Origin of the sequence: Streptomyces himalayensis subsp. himalayensis (assembly GCF_013778455.1) — a bacterium.
GTDB classification, from domain to species: Bacteria; Actinomycetota; Actinomycetes; order Streptomycetales; family Streptomycetaceae; genus Streptomyces; species Streptomyces himalayensis.
Window position 1 is genome coordinate 1 of record NZ_JACEHE010000060.1, and the last position, 20099, is coordinate 20099.

Below are 20099 nucleotides of genomic sequence, written 5' to 3' on the forward strand. Positions count from 1 at the left end.
TGCGAGACATGTCCCATTGCCCGGAGGAGAGCGAGCGTGCCCGCCTGTTGCGGCTGTGCGCCGACCACATCGTGGCGCACGGTGTCGCCGGCCTGTCCTTGCGCGGCATCGCCCAGGCCGTGGGCAGCAACAACCGCATGCTGCTGTACTACTTCGGGTCCAAGGAGGAGCTGATCGCGGCGGCGCTCACGGAGGCGAGCCGCCGCTTTCCGCTGCTCGAGCCGGTCTTCGAGCTCCTCGAGGACCGGTCACAGCCACTGCGTGCCCGGCTGGAGGCGGCCTGGGAGACGCTGTCGGCGGACGAGAACCTGCCCTTCCACCGCGTCTTCTTCGAGGTACTGGGCCTCGCGGGATACCAGCGCGGCCGCTTCGACGCGTTCCTCGGAGCCGTCGCCAAGGACTGGCGCGAGCGGGCGGCGGCCGCGCTGCGCGCCGACGGCGTACCGGCGGACGCGGCCGACGATCTGGCGCGCGAGCTGATCTCGCTCTGGCGCGGCCTGCAACTCGACCTGCTCACGGCGGGGGACCGCGCGGCGACCCTCCGCGTCAACGCGGCGGCGGCGGCCTCCTTCGCGGACAGGGCGAGGCAGGCGCGGACGGCGGCGCCGCTCGGGGGACGCTGATCCGCGGACGTCGGCGGATCCGAAGTCCCGAAGGGACCCGTCGGGCCGTCCCGTCCGTCCGGCCGTCCCTGTGGCTGCGTACGGCGGCCGCCGCACGCTACGCACTCATCGGCACCTTCGGCACCACGATGTCGAGCGGCCCGTCCGGAACGGCCACCGCCTCCGTCGACCAGCCCCAGATAGAGCACACCTTGCGCAACGGATCGCTGTGGCCGTCCCTCCCGTGCAGGACGCGGTAGTTGTCGATGCAGATCATCTCGCCCGCGTCGACCCGGAACATGGGCCCGGTGTCGCGCGCCGCGACGACCGCCTCCTCCCATCTGCGTACGAAGGTCCAGTGCTCGGCCTCCGACGGACCCTCGACCGGTGCGAGATACGGGTGGTAGCGGCCCTGGAAGCGCCCGGACGGGGCGGTGCGGGCGATGGGTGCGTGCGTGCCCTGCGGGTAGTTGGGCTCGGAGTGGTCGATGTCGATGCCACGGCAGAAGTCGGCGACAGCGGCCCACTCCGGGTCGACGGCGAGCAGATCGAGCAGCCGGGAGGTGTCGATGAGGAAGGAGTCGCCGCCCCTGGCCGCCGGGCGCTCGCACCACAGGAACAGGTGGTCGGGCGCGTAATCGCCGAAGGCGAAGCCGTCGTTGTGCGCGACCATGCGGTCCTCCGTCGGCGCCATGCTGCGCTTGCGGCCGCGCGAGTCGACGGGCTGCATGGCCACCTGCGCCGCCTCCTTCTCGCCGTGCGCCTTGGTGGCCTCGAACTGCGTACCGATACGGACGGCCTTGTCACCCAAGACCTCACGGCCGAACGCGACAGCCGACCGCTCGTCGCAGAGCCCCGTCACGATGGCCGCACCCTCGCTGGCGAGCACCGCGCGGGCCTCGGCCGCACCGGCCACCCGGCGCGGGATGAAACTTGCGGAACTGACGTCCATTGCCCGACTCCCCTTGACATGGAGACAGCTGACATGGGTGCAGCTGACATGGATGCAGCGTTGAACCGATTGGTTCATGTGGTTCACGCCACGGTAGGGCCGCGGTGTTTCACCCGCATGTCCCGCACGGAACACGGCGATTCCCGTGCACGGCTGTGACAGTGACTCCGCGGCCGGCTCTGCGGCCGGATCCGCGGCTCGGCCCGCAGCGCCCTCTCCACAGCGGGCCGCATGCGATTGAATGACGGGCGTTGGAGGTGATGGGCATGGTGTCCACGGACCGGTTCCTGGCCTTCGCCGCGATGTCCCTGCTGGTGATCGTCATCCCGGGACCGAGCGTGCTGTTCGTCATCGGCCGGGCCCTGGCGCACGGGCGGCGGACCGCGATGGCGACCGTCCTCGGCAATGTCGTCGGCTCGTATCTGCTGGTCGTGGCGGTCGCCTTCGGTGTCGGCTCGGTCGTCGAGCGGTCGGTCGTGGTCTTCATGGCGGTGAAGCTGGCGGGGGCGGCGTATCTGGTGTTCCTCGGCGTCCAGGCGTTCCGGCACCGCAAGGAGTTGAAGGCCGACGTCATCAGGGCCGAGCCGTCCGACGCCACGCCGCACGGCGATCTCCGTACCGTTCTCGACGGTGTCCTCGTCGGTGCGACGAACCCCAAGGGCATCGTCTTCTTCGCGGCGGTGCTGCCGCAGTTCGTCGACCACACGGCGGGGCATCTGCCCACGCAGATGCTGCTGTTGGGGCTGGTCCCGATCGGCATCGGCCTGATCACGGACACGCTGTGGGGGCTGACGGCATCCGCGGCGCGCACCTGGTTCGCCCGCTCCGACCGCCGCCTGTCGCTGATCGGCGGCGCCGGCGGCTTCACCATGATCGGCCTCGGCGTGACGGTCGCGGCGACGGGCCGCGCGGACTGAGCCGCCCCTCGCGTCCAGCGGCACCGCCTATGCGACCACAGTCCCGAACCGGATGTCGTACGACGAGGCCTCGGTCATCACCTTCAGCATCCGCTCCCCCTCCGCCGCCACCTCGTCCCGCTGTACCCGGGTCAGGGCGTCGAAGGGCTGGATCGTCAGCGTCGCCGCCGCGCCGTCCCTGCTCTCCTCCAGCCGCCATACGCCCGCCAGGAAGCCGTCGACCAGCAGCGTGCAGAAGGCCTGGTTGGCCTTCCAGCTGCGGCCCTTGTGCTCGGCCCGGACGACGCGGGTGCGGTCGGCGTGGGAGAGCAGCAGGTTGTCGAACTCGGGCAGGAAGCGGGGCGGTGCCGGGGTGTCGGGCGCGGGGCGGGGTGCGTCGGGCAGGTCGAAGAGTTCGGTGCCGTGTTCGTCGCGGAAAGTGACGAGCTGGGGCCGAAGCCGCTCGAAGGCGTCCCGCAGCCGTGTCAGGCCCGCCCACGTCTGCATGTCCCTGACGGATGCGGGGCCGAAGGCGGCGAGGTAGCGCAGGACGGTCGCGTCCGGCGCGATGGGGGTGCCTCCCTGCTCGAGCACAGCCGAGAGCTTGGGGGACGGCTCGGTGGGGCGGCCCAGCCACTTCTCGGCGGTGGTGAGGGCGACCTGGCCGCTCTGCCGCCACAGGCCGCGCGGTGTGACCTGGACGAGCGGCAGTTTGCAGCGGGCGGCGACGGCGAGCGCCTGCGGATCGGCCTCCGGCCACTCGGTGAGCAGCGCCTCACGCAACTGCTTCATGGTGCGCGGCTGGGCCTCGACCAGTTCCCGGCTGAGCTCGGCGAGCCGGTCCAGATCCACGCCGGCGAGCCCGTCGCGGAAGTTGTTCAGCTCCCGGTCGCGTGCCGGCTGCACGAGCGGCCGCAACGTGAGGCAGTCGTCGGCGGTGTGGGTGTGGATGGTGGACCGCATGGTGACGATGCGGACGACCTCGCGGGAGGCCATCAGCGCCGAGAGCTCCTCGGGGTCGAAGCCGTCGAGCCGGGCGGCGAGGGCGAAGTACGGCGGCTTGACGTTCTGCGCCTGCAATCCGAGCAGGTGCTCGACGGCGTCGCGTGCGGACACGGCGCTCCGGCGCAGAAGCAGCTGACGGTCGAGCGTGGCGCGGTTCAGCTCACGGGTACTGAGCACGCGCGCCGCCGAGGTCGTCGTCTTGGTCATGCCCCGCACGCTAGACCGGCTTGCGGACAGCTACAGTCCTGTCAAAGCGGTCAATGCGGACCGGCAAGATGCACACCGCCCGTGGGACGACGGCCAGTGGGACGACGGCCAGTGGGAAACCGGCCATGGCCGCCGGTGGGACGCTGGGCAGTGGAACACCGGTTCAGAACGGCGACAGACGCACAAGCGACACGGACACTGACACAGATACAGACACAGACACGGGAGGCTGCCGCGATGTCAGAGCGACGAGCACGCCCCGTAGCGGCTCGGAAAATGGCGAAGAAGTACGCATGGCGGCGTGCGGCGGGCTCTCCCCCACCGTCATCCCCGGAGCCCACGTCGCCGCAGCAGCCGCAGGACGCCTCCGCCGACCCGGCCGCGGATCTCGGCAGCGTCGTGCAGGCGGTGCTGTACCGCGACGGCGTACGCGTCTCGGCTCCGGCCTCCCTCGCGGACACCTTCCACGAGCTGCGCGACCAGCGGGACGGCATGGCGTGGATCGGCCTGGCCCGCCCGACCGAGGCCGAGCTGAAGTCGCTCGCGGCCGAGTTCGACCTGCACCCGCTCGCCGTCGAGGATGCGATGGAGGCCCACCAGCGCCCGAAGCTGGAACGTTACGGCGAGACGCTCTTCGTCGTCCTGCGCGCCGCCCGCTATCTCGACGCGCCCGAGGAGGTCGACTTCGGCGAGCTGCACGTGTTCGTGGGCCCCGACTTCGTCATCACGGTCCGGCACGGCGCGGCCCCGGACCTGTCGGCGGTACGCCGCCGCATGGAGGAGAGCCCTGAGCTGCTGAAACTCGGCCCCGAGGCGGTCCTGTACGCCATCCTCGACGCGGTCGTCGACGGCTACGCGCCCGTCGTAGCCGGTGTGCAGAACGACATCGACGAGATCGAGACCGAGGTCTTCCGCGGCGACCCCGAGGTGTCCCGCCGCATCTACGAACTCTCCCGCGAGATGGTGGAGTTCCAGCGCGCCACCCGTCCCCTGGTGAGCATGCTGCACGGCCTGATGGCCGGCTTCACGAAATACGGCACGGACGAGGAACTCCAGCGCTACCTCCGCGACGTCGCCGACCACGTCACCCACACCAGCGAACGCGTCGACGGCTTCCGCCAGGCCCTGGCGGACATCCTCACGGTCAACGCGACCCTGGTGACCCAGCAGCAGAACGCAGAGATGCGGGCTCTCGCGGAGGCAGGCTTCGAGCAGAACGAGGAGATCAAGAAGATCTCGAGCTGGGCGGCGATTCTCTTCGCCCCCACCCTCGTCGGAACCATCTACGGCATGAACTTCCAGAACATGCCGGAGCTGCACTGGGCCTTCGGCTACCCCTTTGCCATCGGCTTGATGGGTGTGGTTTGCACCACTTTGTACGTGATTTTCAAGCGGCGGGACTGGCTCTAGACCTCGCCGGTCGCTCTTCGGTCATGCGTCCTGCTGTTGGCTGGCAAGCAGCGGCTCTTGGCGGATTCCGACGGGATTCAGGTCCCACGCCTCGACCGTGAAGTCGCTGCCTCCGGTGCCTGCGGTGTGGGCCTGCAGCCGCCATGGTCCGTCGCCGACGGGATAGAACCTGAGGGTGAGGACTTGGCCGGTGGACAGGTAGATCTCGACGATCGAGCGGTCCACGATGACGCGCAGTTCGACAGGAGTGCCGGGGATCGGCGCGACCGGGCAAGGGACGGTGTACGTGCCTGCTCGTGCTCGTGCGTCCAGTGATGCGCGGCTGCGGTCCACGGTGAGCCGGCCGGCGGTGGGGTCGAGGTCGATGTCGAGGTACTCGGTGCCGTCCGCGGAGGTGACCAGACGCAGACCGCCAGTGCCAGTGGGGTCGGGGGTCAGGACCGCAGTGAGGTCGAAGGTGCGGCCGACCTCCCCCAGTTCAACCGGCCGGGATCGGGTGACGTGTCCGGTGCGGTGCAGGACGCGTTCCCCGCGCAGGGCGAGCAGTTCGCGTGCGGGGCGTTGGGCGACCGTGCCGTCGTCAGCCAGGGTCAGTTCGCGTGGGAGAGTGAGGACGCCTGCCCAACCGGCTTCGTGCGCCCAGGAGTCGTCGCGGGCCTCCCACGCCCAGCCCCACAGCAGCCACCGGTCTTCCTCGGGAGCCTTGAGCAGGGCCGGGGCGTAGAAGTCCGGGCCGTGGTCCAGCCGTACGGGGGGCGCGGCCGTGGCGAAACGGCCGTGTTCCTCGTGGCCGGTGTGGACCGTCACATGGCTTGGGCCGCCCTGCGGGGTCCAGTCGCTGACGATCAGAACGCCTCGGTCACCGAAGGTGGCGTACTGGGGGCATTCCCAGCCGGCCGGGTCGGCGGTGTCGGCAGGGCTGCTGGCATGGAAAGGGCCACGGTACTCCCAGTTCTCCAGGTCGTCGGACTCGTAGAGCAGTGCCGCTCCGCGGCCGTCGGCGAGGGCTGAGCCGACGAGCATCCGCCAGCGGCCGTCCTGCCGCCAGACGTACGGGTCCCGGTACATGGTGGTTCCGGCGGGTGGCTGTGGGATGAGCAGCTCCGGCCGCTTGGCCCAGGTGTGTCCGCCGTCGTAGGACTCGGCGGTGGTGACCGGCTGCCACCAGCGGCCGGTGCGGTTGGCGGAGTAGAAGGCCAGCAGCCGGCCGTCGGTGGAGATCGCGTTGCCGGAGTAGCAGCCGTCGGCGTCGTCGCCGCCGGGGGTGGGGGCGAGGGCGACCGGGAGCGGTTCCCAGGTGATCAGGTCGCGGCTGCGGAAGTGCCCCCAGTGCACGTTCGCGTGCTGCGGGGCGTAGGGGTTGTACTGGAAGAACACGTGGTAGTGGCCGTCGTGGAAGACCAGCCCGTTGGGGTCGTTGATCCAGTTGCGGGGCGGGCGGGGGTGCACGGCGGGCAGGTGGGGGTCGGCGGGCGGCGTGGACACACGGGGCCTTTCAAAGGGGTGCGCGAGGCACAGGGGGGTGGCAGAAGAAGTGGGGGCGGGTGCGGGGCCTGGCGCGGTCAGCCCTTGACACCGCTGGAGGCGATGCTGCTGACGAAGGCCCGCTGGAAGGCCACGAACAGCGCGAGCACCGGCACGGTGATCATCGACGAGTAGGCCATGACCTCGCCCCAGGACGGGTTGAGCTGGAAGAAGTAGTCGATGCCGACCATGACCGGCCGCAGCTCCTCGCTCTGGACGACCATCAGCGGCCACAGGTACTGGTTCCACATCGGCAGGAAGGACAGGATCGCCACCGTGGCGATCGCCGGACCGGACAGCGGCATGACGATGCGCCGGTAGATGCCGAACCAGCTCGCCCCGTCGATGACCGCCGCTTCGTCGAGTTCCTTGGGGATGCTCTGGAAGTACTGGTGGAACAGGAAGATGAAGAGGGCGTTGCCGACGAACGGCAGGATCTGCACCTGGTAGGTGTCCAGCCAGCCTTCGGTCACGATGAGCCGGCCGCCTTCCAGCTGCAGCCAGGGCAGTTTGTTGACCCACCAGACCATCGGCAGGGCGTAGGTCTCGAACGGTACGACCAGCGTCGCTATCACGGCGGTGAGCACGATCTTCTTGCCGCGCCACCGCATCCGGGACAGCGCGAACGCCGCGAGGCTGTTGATGAAGATGCTCAGCGCCACCGTGATGACGGAGATCCCGATGGAGTTGAGCAGGAACCGGACGGCGGGCACCCGGTCGAATACCCCGGTGTAGTTGTCCAGGGACAGAGCGCCGACCGGCAGGAACGCCTTGATGCCGCCCAGGTCGCCGAAGATCTGCTCGTCGGGCTTGAACGACGACACCAGCATGAAGACGATCGGGAACGCGAAGAACAGCGCGAGCGCGATGCGCGCCGCCTGCAGGCCGATCCGGCGCGGCGACGGCCACCACCGGCGGCGGCCCGGGCGCGTGGGTGGTGGGGCGGGAGCAGGGGATACGGAGGTCATGTCAGTCCTTCTCCCGGGTGAGGAAGCGCTGGACGAGGGAGACGGCCAGCACCAGAACGAAGAAGACGAGGGAGATCGCGGACGCGTATCCGGTCTGCTGCTGGCTGTATCCGGTCCGCACGGCCTGGTAGACGACCGTGCTGGTGGCGTCCAGGGGCCCGCCCTGCGTCATCACGCTGACCTGGGTGAACAGGGCGAACGCGCTGATGGTGATGGTGATGAGCACGAACGTGCGGGTGGCGCTGAGGCCGGGCCAGGTCACGTGCCGGAAGCGCACCCAGCGGGTGGCCCCGTCCATGTCGGCCGCCTCGTACAGGTCCTGCGGGATGGTCTGCAGTCCGGCCAGCCAGATGACCATGTGGAAGCCGACGCCCTGCCAGACGGACATGACGATGATGGCGGGCATGGCCGTGGAGGGGTTGGTCAGCCAGTCCGGTCCCTGTACCTGGCCGAGGGTGAGGCGGGAGATGATCTCGTTGACCAGCCCGGTCTTCTGGTACAGCAGCGTCCACAGGATGGAGACCACGACCATCGAGGTGACGACCGGGAGGAAGTAGACGGTCCGGAAGAAGTTGACGCCTTTGACCTTGGCGTTGACGAGCAGCGCGAGCACCAGCGCCAGGCCGCCCTGCAGCGGCACGACGACGACGGCGAAGTAGAAGGTGTTCCGCAGCGACTTGTAGAACAGCGGGTCGTCCAGCAGGGTGCGGAAGTTCTGCAGGCCCGTGAACTGCGCCGGGTTCGGGGACACCAGGCGGGCGTTGGTGAACGCCAGCGCGAAGGCCAGCACCACGGGGATGACGATGAACATCACCAGCAGGAAGACGGCGGGGCTGACCATGCCGAGTGCGGCGAGGCTCTCTCTGCGCCGCCCTCGCCTGCGCGTTGCACGTCGGGTCGGTGGTGCACCCGCGGCGGCGCCGGATCGGGTGGATATTGAAGACATTGTGGTGGCCATAGGACATCCAGGCAGGTACGTGTCCCGGCAGAGGCGGAGAGGAGGAACCGCATCCGCCGTCCGCCGGGACGGGCGGACGCGGTCAGCTGCCGGTGGAGTAGTAGTTGTTGGTCGACAGGTTGTTGTCGATCTCGCTGGCGGCCTGGTCGAGGGCGCCCTTGACGTCGGCGCCGGCCAGGATGTCCCGAGCCGTCTTGGCGAACACCGTGGAGATGTACGGGTAGGCCGGGGTGACGGGCCGGACCACCGCGAACTCCTGCGCCGCCTTGAGGAAGATGTTGAACTGACCGCCCGTTTCGTAGCCCTTGACCTGCTCCGCTGCCGCGTCGGTGGCGGCGATGGTGCCGGTGGCCTTGGCGAAGTCCACGAAGTACTTCGTCTGACGGGAGAAGTTCAGGTAGGCCTGGGCGCCTTCCTTGTTGGAGCAGGACGAGCTCATGCCCCACTGCCAGGAGGCTCCGCCGATCTTCGGTCCGTCGCCGAAGTCGACCGGGGGGAGGATCGCCAGGTCGCTGCCGAACTTGTCGGTGTTGGCCTGGGCCGACCAGCTGCCGTCCCACTGGATGGCGGTCTTGCCGTTGCGGAAGTCGTCGGCGGGGCTCTTGCTGGACTTCTGCGGCGCGTAGCCCTTCGTGACCAGTGAGCGGAACCACTTACCCCACTCGACGGCCTTCTCACCGTTCAGCGCGCCCTTGGCGCTCTTGTGGTCCGAGCGGTCGATCAGGTCGCCGCCGAAGCTCTGCAGCATCGGGGAGTAGGCGTACGGCCACCACTCACCGGGGTCGCCCGTGCCGAGGTCCAGTGTGTTCTTGAACGTGCCGCTCGCCTTGATCTTGGCGAGCGCGTCCATGAACTCGTCCTTGGTCCAGGGCTTGTCGAGGGTGGGGACGCGGATGTCGTACTTCTTCAGCACCGACTTGCGGGAGTACATGGTCAGCGCCACGTCGTAGAACCCGAACGCGTAGGTCTTGTCCTGGTACGTGGCGACCGTACTGGGCAGCTGGTCCTTCACGGCGACCTTGCCCTTGGACAGGTCCAGCGGTGCGAGGTAGCCGCCCCAGGCCCAGTTCGGGACGTTCGGCCCGTCGACATCGAGGATGCACGGCAGCTTCTTGGCGGAGGCCGCCGCCACGACCGAGTCGTTGTAGGAACCCTGCGGGAACGCCTGGATCTTGACTTTGTACTTGCTCTGACTGGCGTTGAAGTCCTTGACGATCTGCTTCACGACGCCGTACTCGGCGGCGTTGCCGGCGTTGTGCGTCCACAGGGTCAGCGTGTTGCCGTCGGCGCCCGACGAGCCGGTACTGCCAATGCCGCCGCAGCCGGCCACGAGCGTCGCCGCGGCCAGGGCGGCTATGCTCGATACCGCGAGGCGCCTGGTTCTCGATTCCACGAGGTTCCTCCAATTTCACTGGGCACGGTCCTGGCAGACCGTGTCGGCGGCCGGTGATGACGGCCGCCTGTATCGGTGGTGCTTCGCCGTTCCGGGGTCAGAGTCGGGGCGGCGAAGCGACCGATGCCCGTGCCACCAGCGGGCAGGGCAACATTTCCTGACTTGCCGAACCAGTCCCGTGGTCCTGTGCGCCCGTGAGCGCGAGCAGCTGTGCGACAGCCCGCGCCCCCATCTCGTAGTGCGGCAGGGCGACGGTCGTCAGCCCGGGGAACAAGCCGTCACAGATCAGTTCCTGGTTGTCGAACCCGATGACCGACAGGTCGGCAGGGATCGACAGCCCCAGTTCGGCGGCGGCGCGGTAGACGCCCATCGCCAACCGGTCGGCGAAGCAGAACAACGCCGTGGGCCGCGGCTCCGCCTGCAGCAGTCGGAGCGCCGCCCGGTACCCGCCGACGGCGTCGGTGGTCTCTGCCACCACCAGCCGGGGGTCCTCGGCGATGCCCGCCTCGGCGAGAGCACGCCGGTAGCCCTCAAGGCGTCCGTGGGTGGCCGGGATGTCGTCGACGTTGTTGATGAAGCCGATGCGGCGGTGACCGTGGCGGACCAACTCGCGCACCGCCGTCTCGCCACCCAGGACCTCGTCCGGTACGACGGAGGGCACGCCGGGGTCGTCCGAGCGCGCGTCCAGAAGCACCGTGGGGACCGACCGCAGCCGCTCCGGCACCTCCACGACCCGGTGGTACATGGACGCGTACAGCACGCCGTCGACCTGGCGCTGCAGCAGCAGATCGATCTCCTTGCGCTCCAGCTCCGGGTCGCCGCCGGTGTTCAGCATGAGCAGCAGCAGGCCGTGCTTCGCCGCCTCCTCCTGCGCTCCCAGGATGATCCGGCCGGCGTGCGGAGTGGTGGCGATCTGGTCGCTGACGAAGCCGATCGTGTTCGACCGCTTCAGCCGCAGCCCCCGCGCCAGCCCGTTGGGCGCGTACCCCAACTCCCGGGCCGTTTCGAGAACGCGCTGCCGGGTCTCGGCGTTGATGCGCTTGCCCTCGACCTCGTTGAGGATGTGGGAGACGGTCGTGGCCGAGACGCCGGCGGCTGCCGCCACGTCCTTGATCCCGATCCGCCTGCCCATGTCGTGCCCAATCGTTTTGGCAAGTGAGTGCGGGATGAGATTGCGCCCCGCAAGGCACCCCTGTCAACGGCTCGTTACGAACTCGTGGCCAAGCAATGTCGGCCGAGGCGGCAACCGGACGCCGCCCGCCCTTGGCCCGGTGGGCGCCAACCAGGCCCACCCAGCCCGCGGTTCTGCCACGCACCCGGCGGCGCCGGCGAACCAGCCGGCCGCTCGGCCGCCTCGGATCTCCTCGGACAGCGGCGGGCGGCCGGTTCCAGGGCGCGCCAAGGGCCGGGCCCGCGAGGCGGGCCCGGCCGACGTCAGGTCACCGGATCAAGGGACCGTTAGGTCACCGAATCGGGAGACCGTCAGGTCACCGGATCGAGGAAGGTCAGCACCGAGGCGTCCTCCTCGATCAGTGGGGCGAGGGCGGTGTTGAACGGGCCGCCGTACGGGGCCTTCAGGTGGGCCTGGAAGGCGTCCTCGTCGCGGTACACCTCGAAGATCCAGTAGGCGCGCGGGCTCGACGTCTTGGTGTAGACGTCGAAGGCGAGGTTGCCGTCTTCCTCACGCACCTTCTGGGCGTAGTCCCGGATCAGGCGGGCGACCTCGTTCTCCGTTCCCTCGCGGGCGGTGAACTCGGCAAGCAGGGTCTTGTTCACGGTGTGGGGTCCTCCGTGGTCGGACGTGGTCGGACATGGTCGGGATCAGTCGCGGTAGGAGTCGAGGTGCCAGACGCGGGCCTGGTCCAGCTTCACCGAGCCGTTCTCAGCGAAGACCTCCACTCCCTGGCTGGCGGGGTCGGGGAAGATCTGATCGGTGATCACCGCTTCGCCGCTGCCGCCGAAGACCTCGACGGACGACCAGTCGACGAGGATGCGCAGCTTGACCTTGCCGTTCTCGGCCTGCAGCGGGGCTCTCTGGACGCCGGGGAAGGTGCTGTTGAAGTCCACGGCACCGGAGCGGGTGCGGTCGACGTACAGCTCTTGCGTCGTGGTGTCGTAGCCGATGACGGTCTCCTCGCCGTCGGCGCCGGTGCGCACCTTGAGGCCGAAGCGTTCGGCGTCCTTGAGGGAGAAGGTTGCCTCGATGTCGAGTGCCTTGCCCTTGGCCGCGGGGCCGATCAGGGGCTTGGAGGTGCTCTTGACGGTGACGTCTGCCGCTGTTGCCGGGCCCTTCTGCCGGAGGGAATCCAGGCCCTTGACCGGCTCGCTGGTCAGCCGGATTTGGCCGTCGATCGTGCGCAGGGCCATCTCCCGGGGAGCGCTCTGCGCGCCGCGCCAGGGGGAGGTGGGGATGGCGCCGCTGTAGTCCCAGTTGTTCATCCAGCCGATCATGTACCGCTTGCCGCCCGGTGCGTTCTCCCAGGACACCGCCGCGTAGTAGTCCTTGCCGTAGTCGGCCCAGTCGGCGCGCTGTACGACGGACTTGGCGGGCTTGTCGGCGGCGGTGAACTGGTCGGCCATGATGTGGCCCCAGCCGGCGGTGTTCATGTCGACGACCTGGATGCGTGCCTTCTGGCCGGCGTAGGGACGCATGTCGAAGGAGGCCCAGTCCAGGGTCTCGCTGTTGGAGCCGGTGGCGCTCCGGACGACCTGGCCGTCGACGATCAGGTTGACGGACGTCTCCTGGGAGACCGGCTGGGCCTCGGTGTCGGACAGCATGATGTGGTCGACGTTGAGGTGGCCCCAGCCGCCGGTGTTGTCGTCGACGATCCTGATCTGCGCATTCTTGCCGGCGAGGTCGCCGACGTCCCAGGAGGCCCAGTTGAGCGCCTCGGCGTCCTTTCCGGTGGCGCTGCGCACCACTTGGCCGTCGACGAGGAGTTCGACGGCGGTGGGGTTGGCGGAGCCGGCCGGGTGGTTGCCGCCGCCGATGAGGAAGTTGATGTGCTTCTTGTCGATGGTGAACTCGGGCGACGTGAGGGTGCCGGTGGTGGAGTCGCCGTTCAGGAAGGTGTTGACCAGGCCACTGCCCAGAAATCCGGAGACCTCCTGCTGATTGGGGAGGGTGCCGGTGGCCGGTGCCGAGCCGAAGGCCTCTCCGGTCTTCGTCCAGTCTCCGTAGCTGCCGCCTTCGAAGTCGGCGAGGACCGTGCCCGCGGGCGGCGGTCCCTGCTCCATGACGGTTCCGGGCTCGTGCGGGTGCCGCCCGCCCCCGACCTTGAAGTTCAGGTAGGAGCTGTCGACGGTGAATTCGGGTGAGGTGAGGGTGCCGGTGCCGCCGTCATGGCCGTGGAAGCTGTTGGCGAGGCCCTTGCCGTCGAAGCCGTCGATCGCCCCCTGCCCGTCCAGGGCCCCGGCCGTCGGTCCGTCGCCGAACGCGGCGCCGGTCGTCGTCCACGTACCGAAGTCGGCGCTCTCGAAGTCCTGCACCACCGTGCCGGTGGGCGGGGTGTAGGTGCCCTTGTCCTCGGCGGTGAACTTCTTGCCGTCGAAGTCGCCGATGAAGTACTGGGCGGCCGAACCGCCCGCGATACCGCCGGGGTTGATGTTGACGACCAGGACCCACTTGATGTTGTTCTCGTCCCCGTCGACCGCGAGGGGGAACAGGTCCGGGCACTCCCACACGCCTCCCGTCGCACCGGCCGGCCCGAACTCACTGAGCTGCGTCCAGTCCTTGAGGTTCTTCGACGAGTAGAACTGCACCTTGTGTTCGGTGGACAGCGACACCGTCATCAGCCAGCTCTTGGTCGGCGCGTACCACTGGACCTTGGGGTCCCGGAACTCTCTGGAGCCGATGTCGATGACGGGATTGCCCTGGTACTTGGTCCAGGTGCGGCCGCGGTCGGTGCTGTACGCGAGCGACTGGGCCTGCTTGCCGCCATTCTTGTAGGCGCTGGTGTAGATCGCCACCATGGGCGGGTTCTTCTTCGTGCCGAACCCGGTGGTGTTGTTCCAGTCGACGACCGCGCTGCCGGAGAACACCATCTCCTCGTCGTCGTGCGACAGGGCGAGCGGCAACTCCTCCCAGTGCACGAGGTCCTTGCTCACCGCGTGCCCCCACGACATGTCGCCCCAGGAGTTGCCGTTCGGGTTGTACTGGTAGAAGAGGTGGTACTCGCCCTCGTAGTACACGAGGCCGTTGGGGTCGTTCATCCAGTTCTTCTCCGGTGTGAAGTGGAACTGGGGCCGGTAGGTCTCGGAGTACGGCGGGGTGTCGGCGGCGACGGCCTGGGAGGCCAGCGGGGCCCCGGAGAGGGCGCAGACGGTCGCCACCGCCGCGATCATCCGTGTGCGGGCATGCCGGGATACACGTCCAGAGCTCATGGTGTCTCCTGTGGCTGCGGCTTTCCGCGCAGCGGAGCCTGATGCCCGGCGCGGACCGACCGAAAAGTGACGCCCTGTCGGCGCCGACGTCCACGGCACCGACAAGGGTGGTGTCATCGTTGACTTGTGTCATCGATGACATCGAGTGGCCCGATGATGGAGGCAATCCGGCCGATGCGTCAACCGGTTCGGGCGTGCCGTACCCCCACGCGACCGCCCGCCCGTCACATGCCGTCAGCTGTGGCGAGCTGCGCCAACTGGCTCTGCCACGGCGGATTGGGACCGGCAACCGAGCAGGTCAGAGCCGCGACCCGGACGGCGAACCGGCAGGCTTCCGCGACATCGTCGAGACGGAGTTCCGTCAGCCGGCCGCCGAGGAGGCCCCGGGCGCCGAGATGGTGCAGCAGCCCGGCGGTGAAGGAGTCCCCCGCCCCCACCGTGTCGACGACCCTCGTCGCCACCGCGGGCACCTGAATCCGTTCACCGTCGAACGAGGCCAGGACGCCGCCGGCACCGCGTGTGACCACGACGAGCCGCGCCCCCCCGGCCGCGTGCCAGATGTCGCATGCCTGCTCGGGCGGCGTGCCCGGCAGCAGGAGTTCCAGGTCGTCCTCGCTCAGCCGGAGCACATCGGCGAGGGCGCACCAGTGCGCCAGCCGGGCGCGGTAGACGTCGGGGTGCACCAGCAGCGGCCGGACATTCGGGTCGATACTGATGGTCGCCTGGGGGGCGGCCGCCGCCAGGAAATCCTCCACCGCCGCCGCCCCGGGTTCCCGGACCAGGGCCAGGGATCCGGTGTGCACACAGGCGGCTTCGGACAGGTCCACCCGCGCCAGCTCCTCGGCCGTCCACTGCCAGTCGGCCGTGCCCTGCGCATGGAAGGAGAACGCGGCCTGCCCCTGGGCGTCCAGCTCCGCCACGGCCAGCGTGCTGGGCTCCGCGGCCTGGACGGCGCTCGAAAGATCCACCCCCGAGGCCTCCAGGTGCGCGCGGAACAGGCGGCCGAACACGTCGCCGGACAACCGCGCGAGGAAGCGGGCCGGGGTGCCGAGCCGGGCCAGGGCCACTGCAGTGTTCGCGGGTCCGCCGCCGGGCAGTACGCGCAGGGCCAGTTCGTTCGAGGTGCTTGCGGGTTCGGCGAAGGCGTCCGCTACGCACTCCCCCAGGACGGTGATCTGACGCGGGCTCATGGGCTGCTCTTCTCTGGCGAACGTACGGGCGAACCGGGCACGTCATGGCGCGGCTGCCGGACGGCTACGGGTGGGCGGCGGCCGCGGGCGTTGCCGATTTGTGACGAGTGCAAGGCATTGACGTTTCCGGGAGACGGAGTCCATCATCCTCGCCATGCGGTGTCAACGATGACATAAGTCAACGATGACACCTCGGGCGGCATGCTCCGGACCCGACCCCGTGCCGCTCGCTATCCCACAGGAGTCGAACATGTCTCGCAGCACTCGTCTGTCCTCCTCCCTCCTCAGGGCCGCCGCTGTCACGGGCGTCGCGGCCCTCACCCTGACGGCCTGCGGATCCGGCTCCGGCTCCGGATCGGGTTCGTCCAGCGCCGGTTCGGGCGACGTCAAGGTCGGTCTGATCACCAAGACCGACACCAACCCGTTCTTCGTGAAGATGAAGGAGGGCGCGGAGAAGGCCGCGAAGGCCGAGGGCGTCAAGCTCATGACCGCGGCAGGCAAGTTCGACGGCGACAACGCCGGTCAGGTCACAGCGATCGAGAACATGGTCGCCTCCGGTGTGAAGGGCATCCTGATCACCCCGAGCGACTCCAAGGCCATCGTGCCCGCGATCGAGAAGGCCCGCGCCAAGGGCGTCCTGGTCATCGCCCTGGACACCCCGACCGAGCCGGAAAGCGCCGTCGACGCCCTCTTCGCCACCGACAACCTCAAGGCCGGCGAGCTGATCGGCGAGTACGCCAAGGCCGCCATGAAGGGCAAGACCGCCAAGATAGCCACCCTCGACCTCGCGCCGGGCGTGTCCGTCGGCGTCCAGCGGCACAACGGCTTCCTCAAGGGCTTCGGCATCGACGAGAAGGACCCGTCGGTCGTCTGCTCCCAGGACACCGGAGGCGACCAGGCCAAGGGCCAGACGGCGATGGAGAACTGCCTCCAGAAGGAGCCCGGCATCAACGTCGTCTACACCATCAACGAGCCGGCCGCCCTGGGCGCGTACACCGCGCTCAAGGCCAAGGGCCGGGAGAACGACGTCCTGATCGTCTCCGTCGACGGCGGCTGCACCGGCACCCAGGCGGTCAAGGACGGCAAGATCGCCGCCACGTCGCAGCAGTACCCGCTGAAGATGGCCGCCGAGGGGGTCAAGGCCGTCGTGACGTACGCCAAGGACGGCAAGAAGGCGTCCGGTTACACCGACACCGGCGTCACTCTGATCTCCGACAAGCCGCAGGACGGAGCCACGTCCAAGGACACCGCCTACGGCCTGGAGAACTGCTGGGGCTGAGCCGCCCCGAAGACCGTACGACATCGCCTCTCCCCCTCAGCGGGGCGGCCGCCCCATCCTCCCCGACCGGGGACGGCCGCCCCCTCGTTCCCTTGTCCTCCGACGGGGACGGACAAGGACCTCTGTCTTCCGACAAGGACTTCGCATGACAGCCACGACCACGCCGTACGCCCAGCTCAAAGCACCGACCACGGTCCGCAGACTGCTCACACAGCCGACCACCGGCCCGCTGGTCGCCCTCCTTCTCGCCTGCGTCTTCTTCTCCGTCTCGACCGACCAGTTCCTCACCGGCGGGAACTTCTCGCTGATCGTGCAGCAGGTCATGGTCGTCGGCACGCTGGCCATCGGCCAGACCCTGATCATCCTCACCGCGGGCATCGACCTGTCCTGCGGTGCCGTGATGGCGTTCGGCAGCATCATGATCGCCAAGATGGCCGCCGAGGGCTCCCTGCCCCCGCTCGCCGCCATCGCCCTGGGCATAGCCGTCTGCGGCGGATTCGGGCTGCTCAACGGGCTGCTGGTGCAGAAGATCCCGCTGCCGCCGTTCATCGTCACCCTCGGCATGCTCAACGTGGCGTTCGCACTGACCCACATCTACTCCGAGGAGCAGACGGTCACCAACCTGCCCGGCCCTCTGACGGCTCTCGGGCAGACCTTCCCCCTCGGCCGAACCGACATCACCTACGGCTCCCTGGTCACCATCGCCCTGTTCCTGCTCCTCGCCTACGCGCTGAGCAGCACCGGCTGGGGCCGGCACGTCTACGCGCTGGGCAACAGCCAGGAAGCGGCGCGGCTGAACGGCATCCGCACCTCCCGGCTGACCGTCGGCGTCTACACCGTGGCCGGTCTCCTCTACGGCATCGCCGCTCTGCTGCTCATCTCCCGTACCGGAGTCGGCGACCCGCAGGCAGGACAGACCGACAACCTCGACAGCATCACCGCCGTCGTCCTCGGCGGCACCAGCCTCTTCGGCGGACGCGGTTCGGTCCTGGGCACCTTCATCGGCGTCCTCATCGTCGGTGTATTCCGCAACGGCCTGCAGCTGATGGGCGTCGCCTCGATCTACCAGACCCTGATCACCGGAGTCCTGGTGATTCTCGCGGTGACCGTCGACCAGATCTCCCGGAAGAAGGCCCGATGACCGCCACCTCCTCCCCCACCCCTGTGCTGCAGGCCCGCGGTCTGGTCAAGCGCTACGGCCACGTCACCGCCATCGACGGCGCCGACTTCGATCTGCTGCCGGGCGAGGTCCTCGCAGTCATCGGCGACAACGGAGCCGGCAAGACCAGCCTGATCAAGGCCCTCACCGGCGCGCTGGTCCCAGACGCGGGCGAGATACGGCTCAACGGCGAACCGATCCAGTTCTCCGGGCCGCAGAGTGCGCGCGCGCACGGCATCGAGACGGTCTATCAGGACCTCGCGGTGGCCGCTTCGATGGACATCGCCTCGAACATGTTCCTGGGGCGCGAGCTCCGCCGCCCCGGCGTCCTCGGCAGTGTCTTCCGCATGCTGGACAAGAAGCGCATGCGCCAGGAGGCCGCCGAGCACATGGCCGACCTGAAGATCGGCCTGCGCTCGCTGACGCAGTCGGTCGAGACGCTCTCCGGTGGGCAGCGGCAGGCCGTCGCGGTCGCCCGTTCCGTCGCCTGGGCCCGCAGCGTCGTCGTCATGGACGAACCCACCGCCGCCCTCGGCGTCAAGGAGTCCGGTCAGGTCCTGGACCTCATCCGCCGCGTCCGGGACAAGGGCATGCCCGTCGTCCTGATCAGCCACAACATGCCGCACGTCTTCGAGATCGCCGACCGGATCCACGTCCACCGGCTGGGCCGGCGCGCTGCCGTGATCAAGCCCTCCGACTACTCGATGGCGGAGGTCGTCGCCATCATGACCGGCGCGCTCACCGTCGACGAGGCCGGAGGTACTGTCGTAGCGGATTCCGAGGCGGCGAAGGCCGCGGGAGTCCAGGCCAACTGACGACGACACGATTCACCACTCACAGGTTCCGGCCGAGGCCGCGGCCGGAACCGACGAGCACAGGAGACTGTTCCCTCCATGGCAGCGAACCGCCGCCCCACCCTGGCCGACGTCGCCCGAGAAGTGGGCGTCAGCGCCAAAACCGTCTCCCGCGTCCTCAACGAGGACGGGCCCGCCTCGGCCCGGACCAGGGAACAGGTGCTCGCCGCCGTGGCCAAGCTCGGCTTCCAGCCGAACCTCATGGCCCGCAACATCCGCGTCGGCGGACCCGACACCACCATCGGACTTGTCATCCCCGACCTCGGCAACCCCTTCTTCGGAGCCGTGGCGAGGAGCATCGAGGACACTGTCCGCGACCGCGGCCTGACTCTGCTCATGGGCTCCTCCGCGGACGATCCCGACCGCGAACGCGCGCTGACGGACAAGTTCCTCGCCCGTCGCATCAGCATCCTGATGGTCGTGCCGTCCGTCGGCGCCGACCACTCCCACCTCAAAACCCACCGCGCCGCGGGCCTGCCCGTCGTCTTCCTCGACCGTCCGGGAGCGGGCCTGTCCACGGACAGCGTCGTCAGCTCCAACCGTGACGGCGCCCACGAAGGCGTCGCCCACCTGATCGCCCACGGACACCGGCGCATCGGCTTCATCGGCGACCTTCCCACCAAGCTCTACACACGCCGCGAGCGCCTGGCCGGATACCGCGCGGCCCTGCAGGAAGCCGGCCTCCCCTACGACCGCTCACTGGTCGCCAACGCCCACGACCAGCACGGGGCCGCCACCGCCACGTCCCAGCTACTGGGCCTGGCGGATCCCCCCACAGCCCTGTTCGCCGGCAACAACATCGTCGCGCTGGGGATCGTCACCGAACTCGCCCGCAGCAAGCGGAAGGACGTCGCTGTCGTCGCCTTCGACGACGTGGAGCTCGCCGAGGCACTCGAACCGGCCCTGACCGTCGTCGCCCAGGACGCCGAAGAAATCGGCAGAGCGGCAGCGACCACGGCTTTGGCCCGCCTGGACGGCGACCGCTCCCGCGCCCGCACCGTCACCGTCCCCACCCGACTGATCGTCAGGGGATCGGGCGAGCGCCCTGCTCCGGTGCTGCAGGAGGCTTGATCCCGTCGGCGGACTCCTCCCGGCCAGTAGACGGCGGGGCCACCGCAGCGCAAGGGGCGGCCGCTGCGGGAGGCGGCCTCCGCAGAACGGGATTCAGTACACATGGGGCCGCGAAGCGCGGCTTGCCAAGACGTCGGTGCTGCAAGCGTCGATCCGCTGCACCAGTCGGCTACTGAAGGCGCCGGTCCACGGACCCACACAAGGCAATGTTGTGCACTTTATTGACGACGATCACCTGTGAGCCTAAG

General features: G+C 69.0%; 17 protein-coding genes. 7 read left to right on the forward strand and 10 right to left on the reverse strand.

All coding sequences use genetic code 11. From position 1 onward, the window contains the following. Positions 1 to 623, forward strand: a 623-nt coding sequence (locus H1D24_RS40685) for a TetR/AcrR family transcriptional regulator (protein WP_220137781.1), incomplete at its 5' end; no start/stop codon positions are given. A gap of 97 nt (positions 624 to 720) precedes the next feature. Here the strand turns inward: H1D24_RS40685 and H1D24_RS40690 are convergent. Continuing rightward, a complete protein-coding gene (locus tag H1D24_RS40690; protein ID WP_181662805.1) occupies positions 721 to 1554 on the reverse strand; it encodes a TauD/TfdA family dioxygenase in 834 nt (277 codons plus the stop codon). A 266-nt stretch (positions 1555 to 1820) separates the two neighbouring features. Between H1D24_RS40690 and H1D24_RS40695 the strand changes: the two genes are divergently transcribed. Further along, positions 1821 to 2471: a LysE family translocator gene (locus H1D24_RS40695; protein ID WP_181662806.1), complete on the forward strand. Its 651-nt coding sequence runs from the start codon at positions 1821 to 1823 to the stop codon at positions 2469 to 2471. Positions 2472 to 2498: 27 nt separating this feature from the next. Here H1D24_RS40695 and H1D24_RS40700 read toward each other — a convergent pair whose 3' ends face one another. Then, on the reverse strand, positions 2499 to 3662 hold the full coding sequence (locus tag H1D24_RS40700; RefSeq protein WP_181662807.1) for a winged helix DNA-binding domain-containing protein: 1164 nt from the start codon (positions 3660 to 3662) through the stop codon (positions 2499 to 2501). 237 nt (positions 3663 to 3899) lie between these two features. Between H1D24_RS40700 and H1D24_RS40705 the strand changes: the two genes are divergently transcribed. Next, entirely contained in the window at positions 3900 to 5072 is a 1173-nt protein-coding gene (locus H1D24_RS40705; protein ID WP_181662808.1) for a magnesium and cobalt transport protein CorA, read from the forward strand. 21 nt (positions 5073 to 5093) lie between these two features. On the opposite strand, the gene H1D24_RS40710 is transcribed toward H1D24_RS40705, so the two are convergent. From H1D24_RS40710 to H1D24_RS40745, 8 genes are all read right to left on the reverse strand, one after another. Next, complete coding sequence (locus H1D24_RS40710; protein ID WP_181662809.1) at positions 5094 to 6557, reverse strand: glycoside hydrolase family 32 protein; 1464 nt, start codon at positions 6555 to 6557, stop codon at positions 5094 to 5096. A 77-nt stretch (positions 6558 to 6634) separates the two neighbouring features. Beyond that, positions 6635 to 7564 carry a carbohydrate ABC transporter permease gene (locus tag H1D24_RS40715; protein ID WP_181662810.1) on the reverse strand — a complete coding sequence of 310 codons (930 nt, stop codon included), beginning with the start codon at positions 7562 to 7564 and terminating at the stop codon, positions 6635 to 6637. Position 7565: 1 nt separating this feature from the next. Continuing rightward, positions 7566 to 8405: a carbohydrate ABC transporter permease gene (locus H1D24_RS40720; RefSeq protein WP_258564730.1), complete on the reverse strand. Its 840-nt coding sequence runs from the start codon at positions 8403 to 8405 to the stop codon at positions 7566 to 7568. 199 nt (positions 8406 to 8604) lie between these two features. After that, positions 8605 to 9915, reverse strand: coding sequence for an ABC transporter substrate-binding protein (locus H1D24_RS40725; protein WP_181662812.1), 1311 nt, complete (start codon positions 9913 to 9915; stop codon positions 8605 to 8607). A 97-nt stretch (positions 9916 to 10012) separates the two neighbouring features. Continuing rightward, positions 10013 to 11047 (reverse strand): LacI family DNA-binding transcriptional regulator, encoded by a 1035-nt coding sequence (locus H1D24_RS40730; RefSeq protein WP_181662813.1) that lies wholly within the window; start codon positions 11045 to 11047, stop codon positions 10013 to 10015. A gap of 350 nt (positions 11048 to 11397) precedes the next feature. Next, positions 11398 to 11691, reverse strand: coding sequence for a putative quinol monooxygenase (locus H1D24_RS40735; protein ID WP_181662814.1), 294 nt, complete (start codon positions 11689 to 11691; stop codon positions 11398 to 11400). Between the two features lie 45 nt (positions 11692 to 11736). Continuing rightward, positions 11737 to 14298 (reverse strand): GH32 C-terminal domain-containing protein, encoded by a 2562-nt coding sequence (locus H1D24_RS40740; RefSeq protein WP_181662815.1) that lies wholly within the window; start codon positions 14296 to 14298, stop codon positions 11737 to 11739. A 224-nt stretch (positions 14299 to 14522) separates the two neighbouring features. After that, complete coding sequence (locus H1D24_RS40745) at positions 14523 to 15488, reverse strand: carbohydrate kinase family protein (protein ID WP_181662816.1); 966 nt, start codon at positions 15486 to 15488, stop codon at positions 14523 to 14525. 250 nt (positions 15489 to 15738) lie between these two features. Between H1D24_RS40745 and H1D24_RS40750 the strand changes: the two genes are divergently transcribed. The 4 genes from H1D24_RS40750 (at position 15739) to H1D24_RS40765 (ending at position 19851) form a co-directional block, all read left to right on the forward strand. Further along, a complete protein-coding gene (locus tag H1D24_RS40750) occupies positions 15739 to 16767 on the forward strand; it encodes a sugar ABC transporter substrate-binding protein (protein WP_181662817.1) in 1029 nt (342 codons plus the stop codon). Between the two features lie 145 nt (positions 16768 to 16912). Further along, positions 16913 to 17908 carry an ABC transporter permease gene (locus H1D24_RS40755; protein ID WP_181662818.1) on the forward strand — a complete coding sequence of 332 codons (996 nt, stop codon included), beginning with the start codon at positions 16913 to 16915 and terminating at the stop codon, positions 17906 to 17908. Next, entirely contained in the window at positions 17905 to 18741 is an 837-nt protein-coding gene (locus tag H1D24_RS40760; RefSeq protein WP_181662819.1) for an ATP-binding cassette domain-containing protein, read from the forward strand. The genes H1D24_RS40755 and H1D24_RS40760 overlap by 4 nt, the downstream gene beginning before the upstream one ends. A gap of 78 nt (positions 18742 to 18819) precedes the next feature. Continuing rightward, positions 18820 to 19851, forward strand: a complete 1032-nt coding sequence (locus H1D24_RS40765; RefSeq protein WP_181662820.1) for a LacI family DNA-binding transcriptional regulator — start codon at positions 18820 to 18822, stop codon at positions 19849 to 19851. The last annotated feature ends 248 nt before the right edge of the window (positions 19852 to 20099 follow it).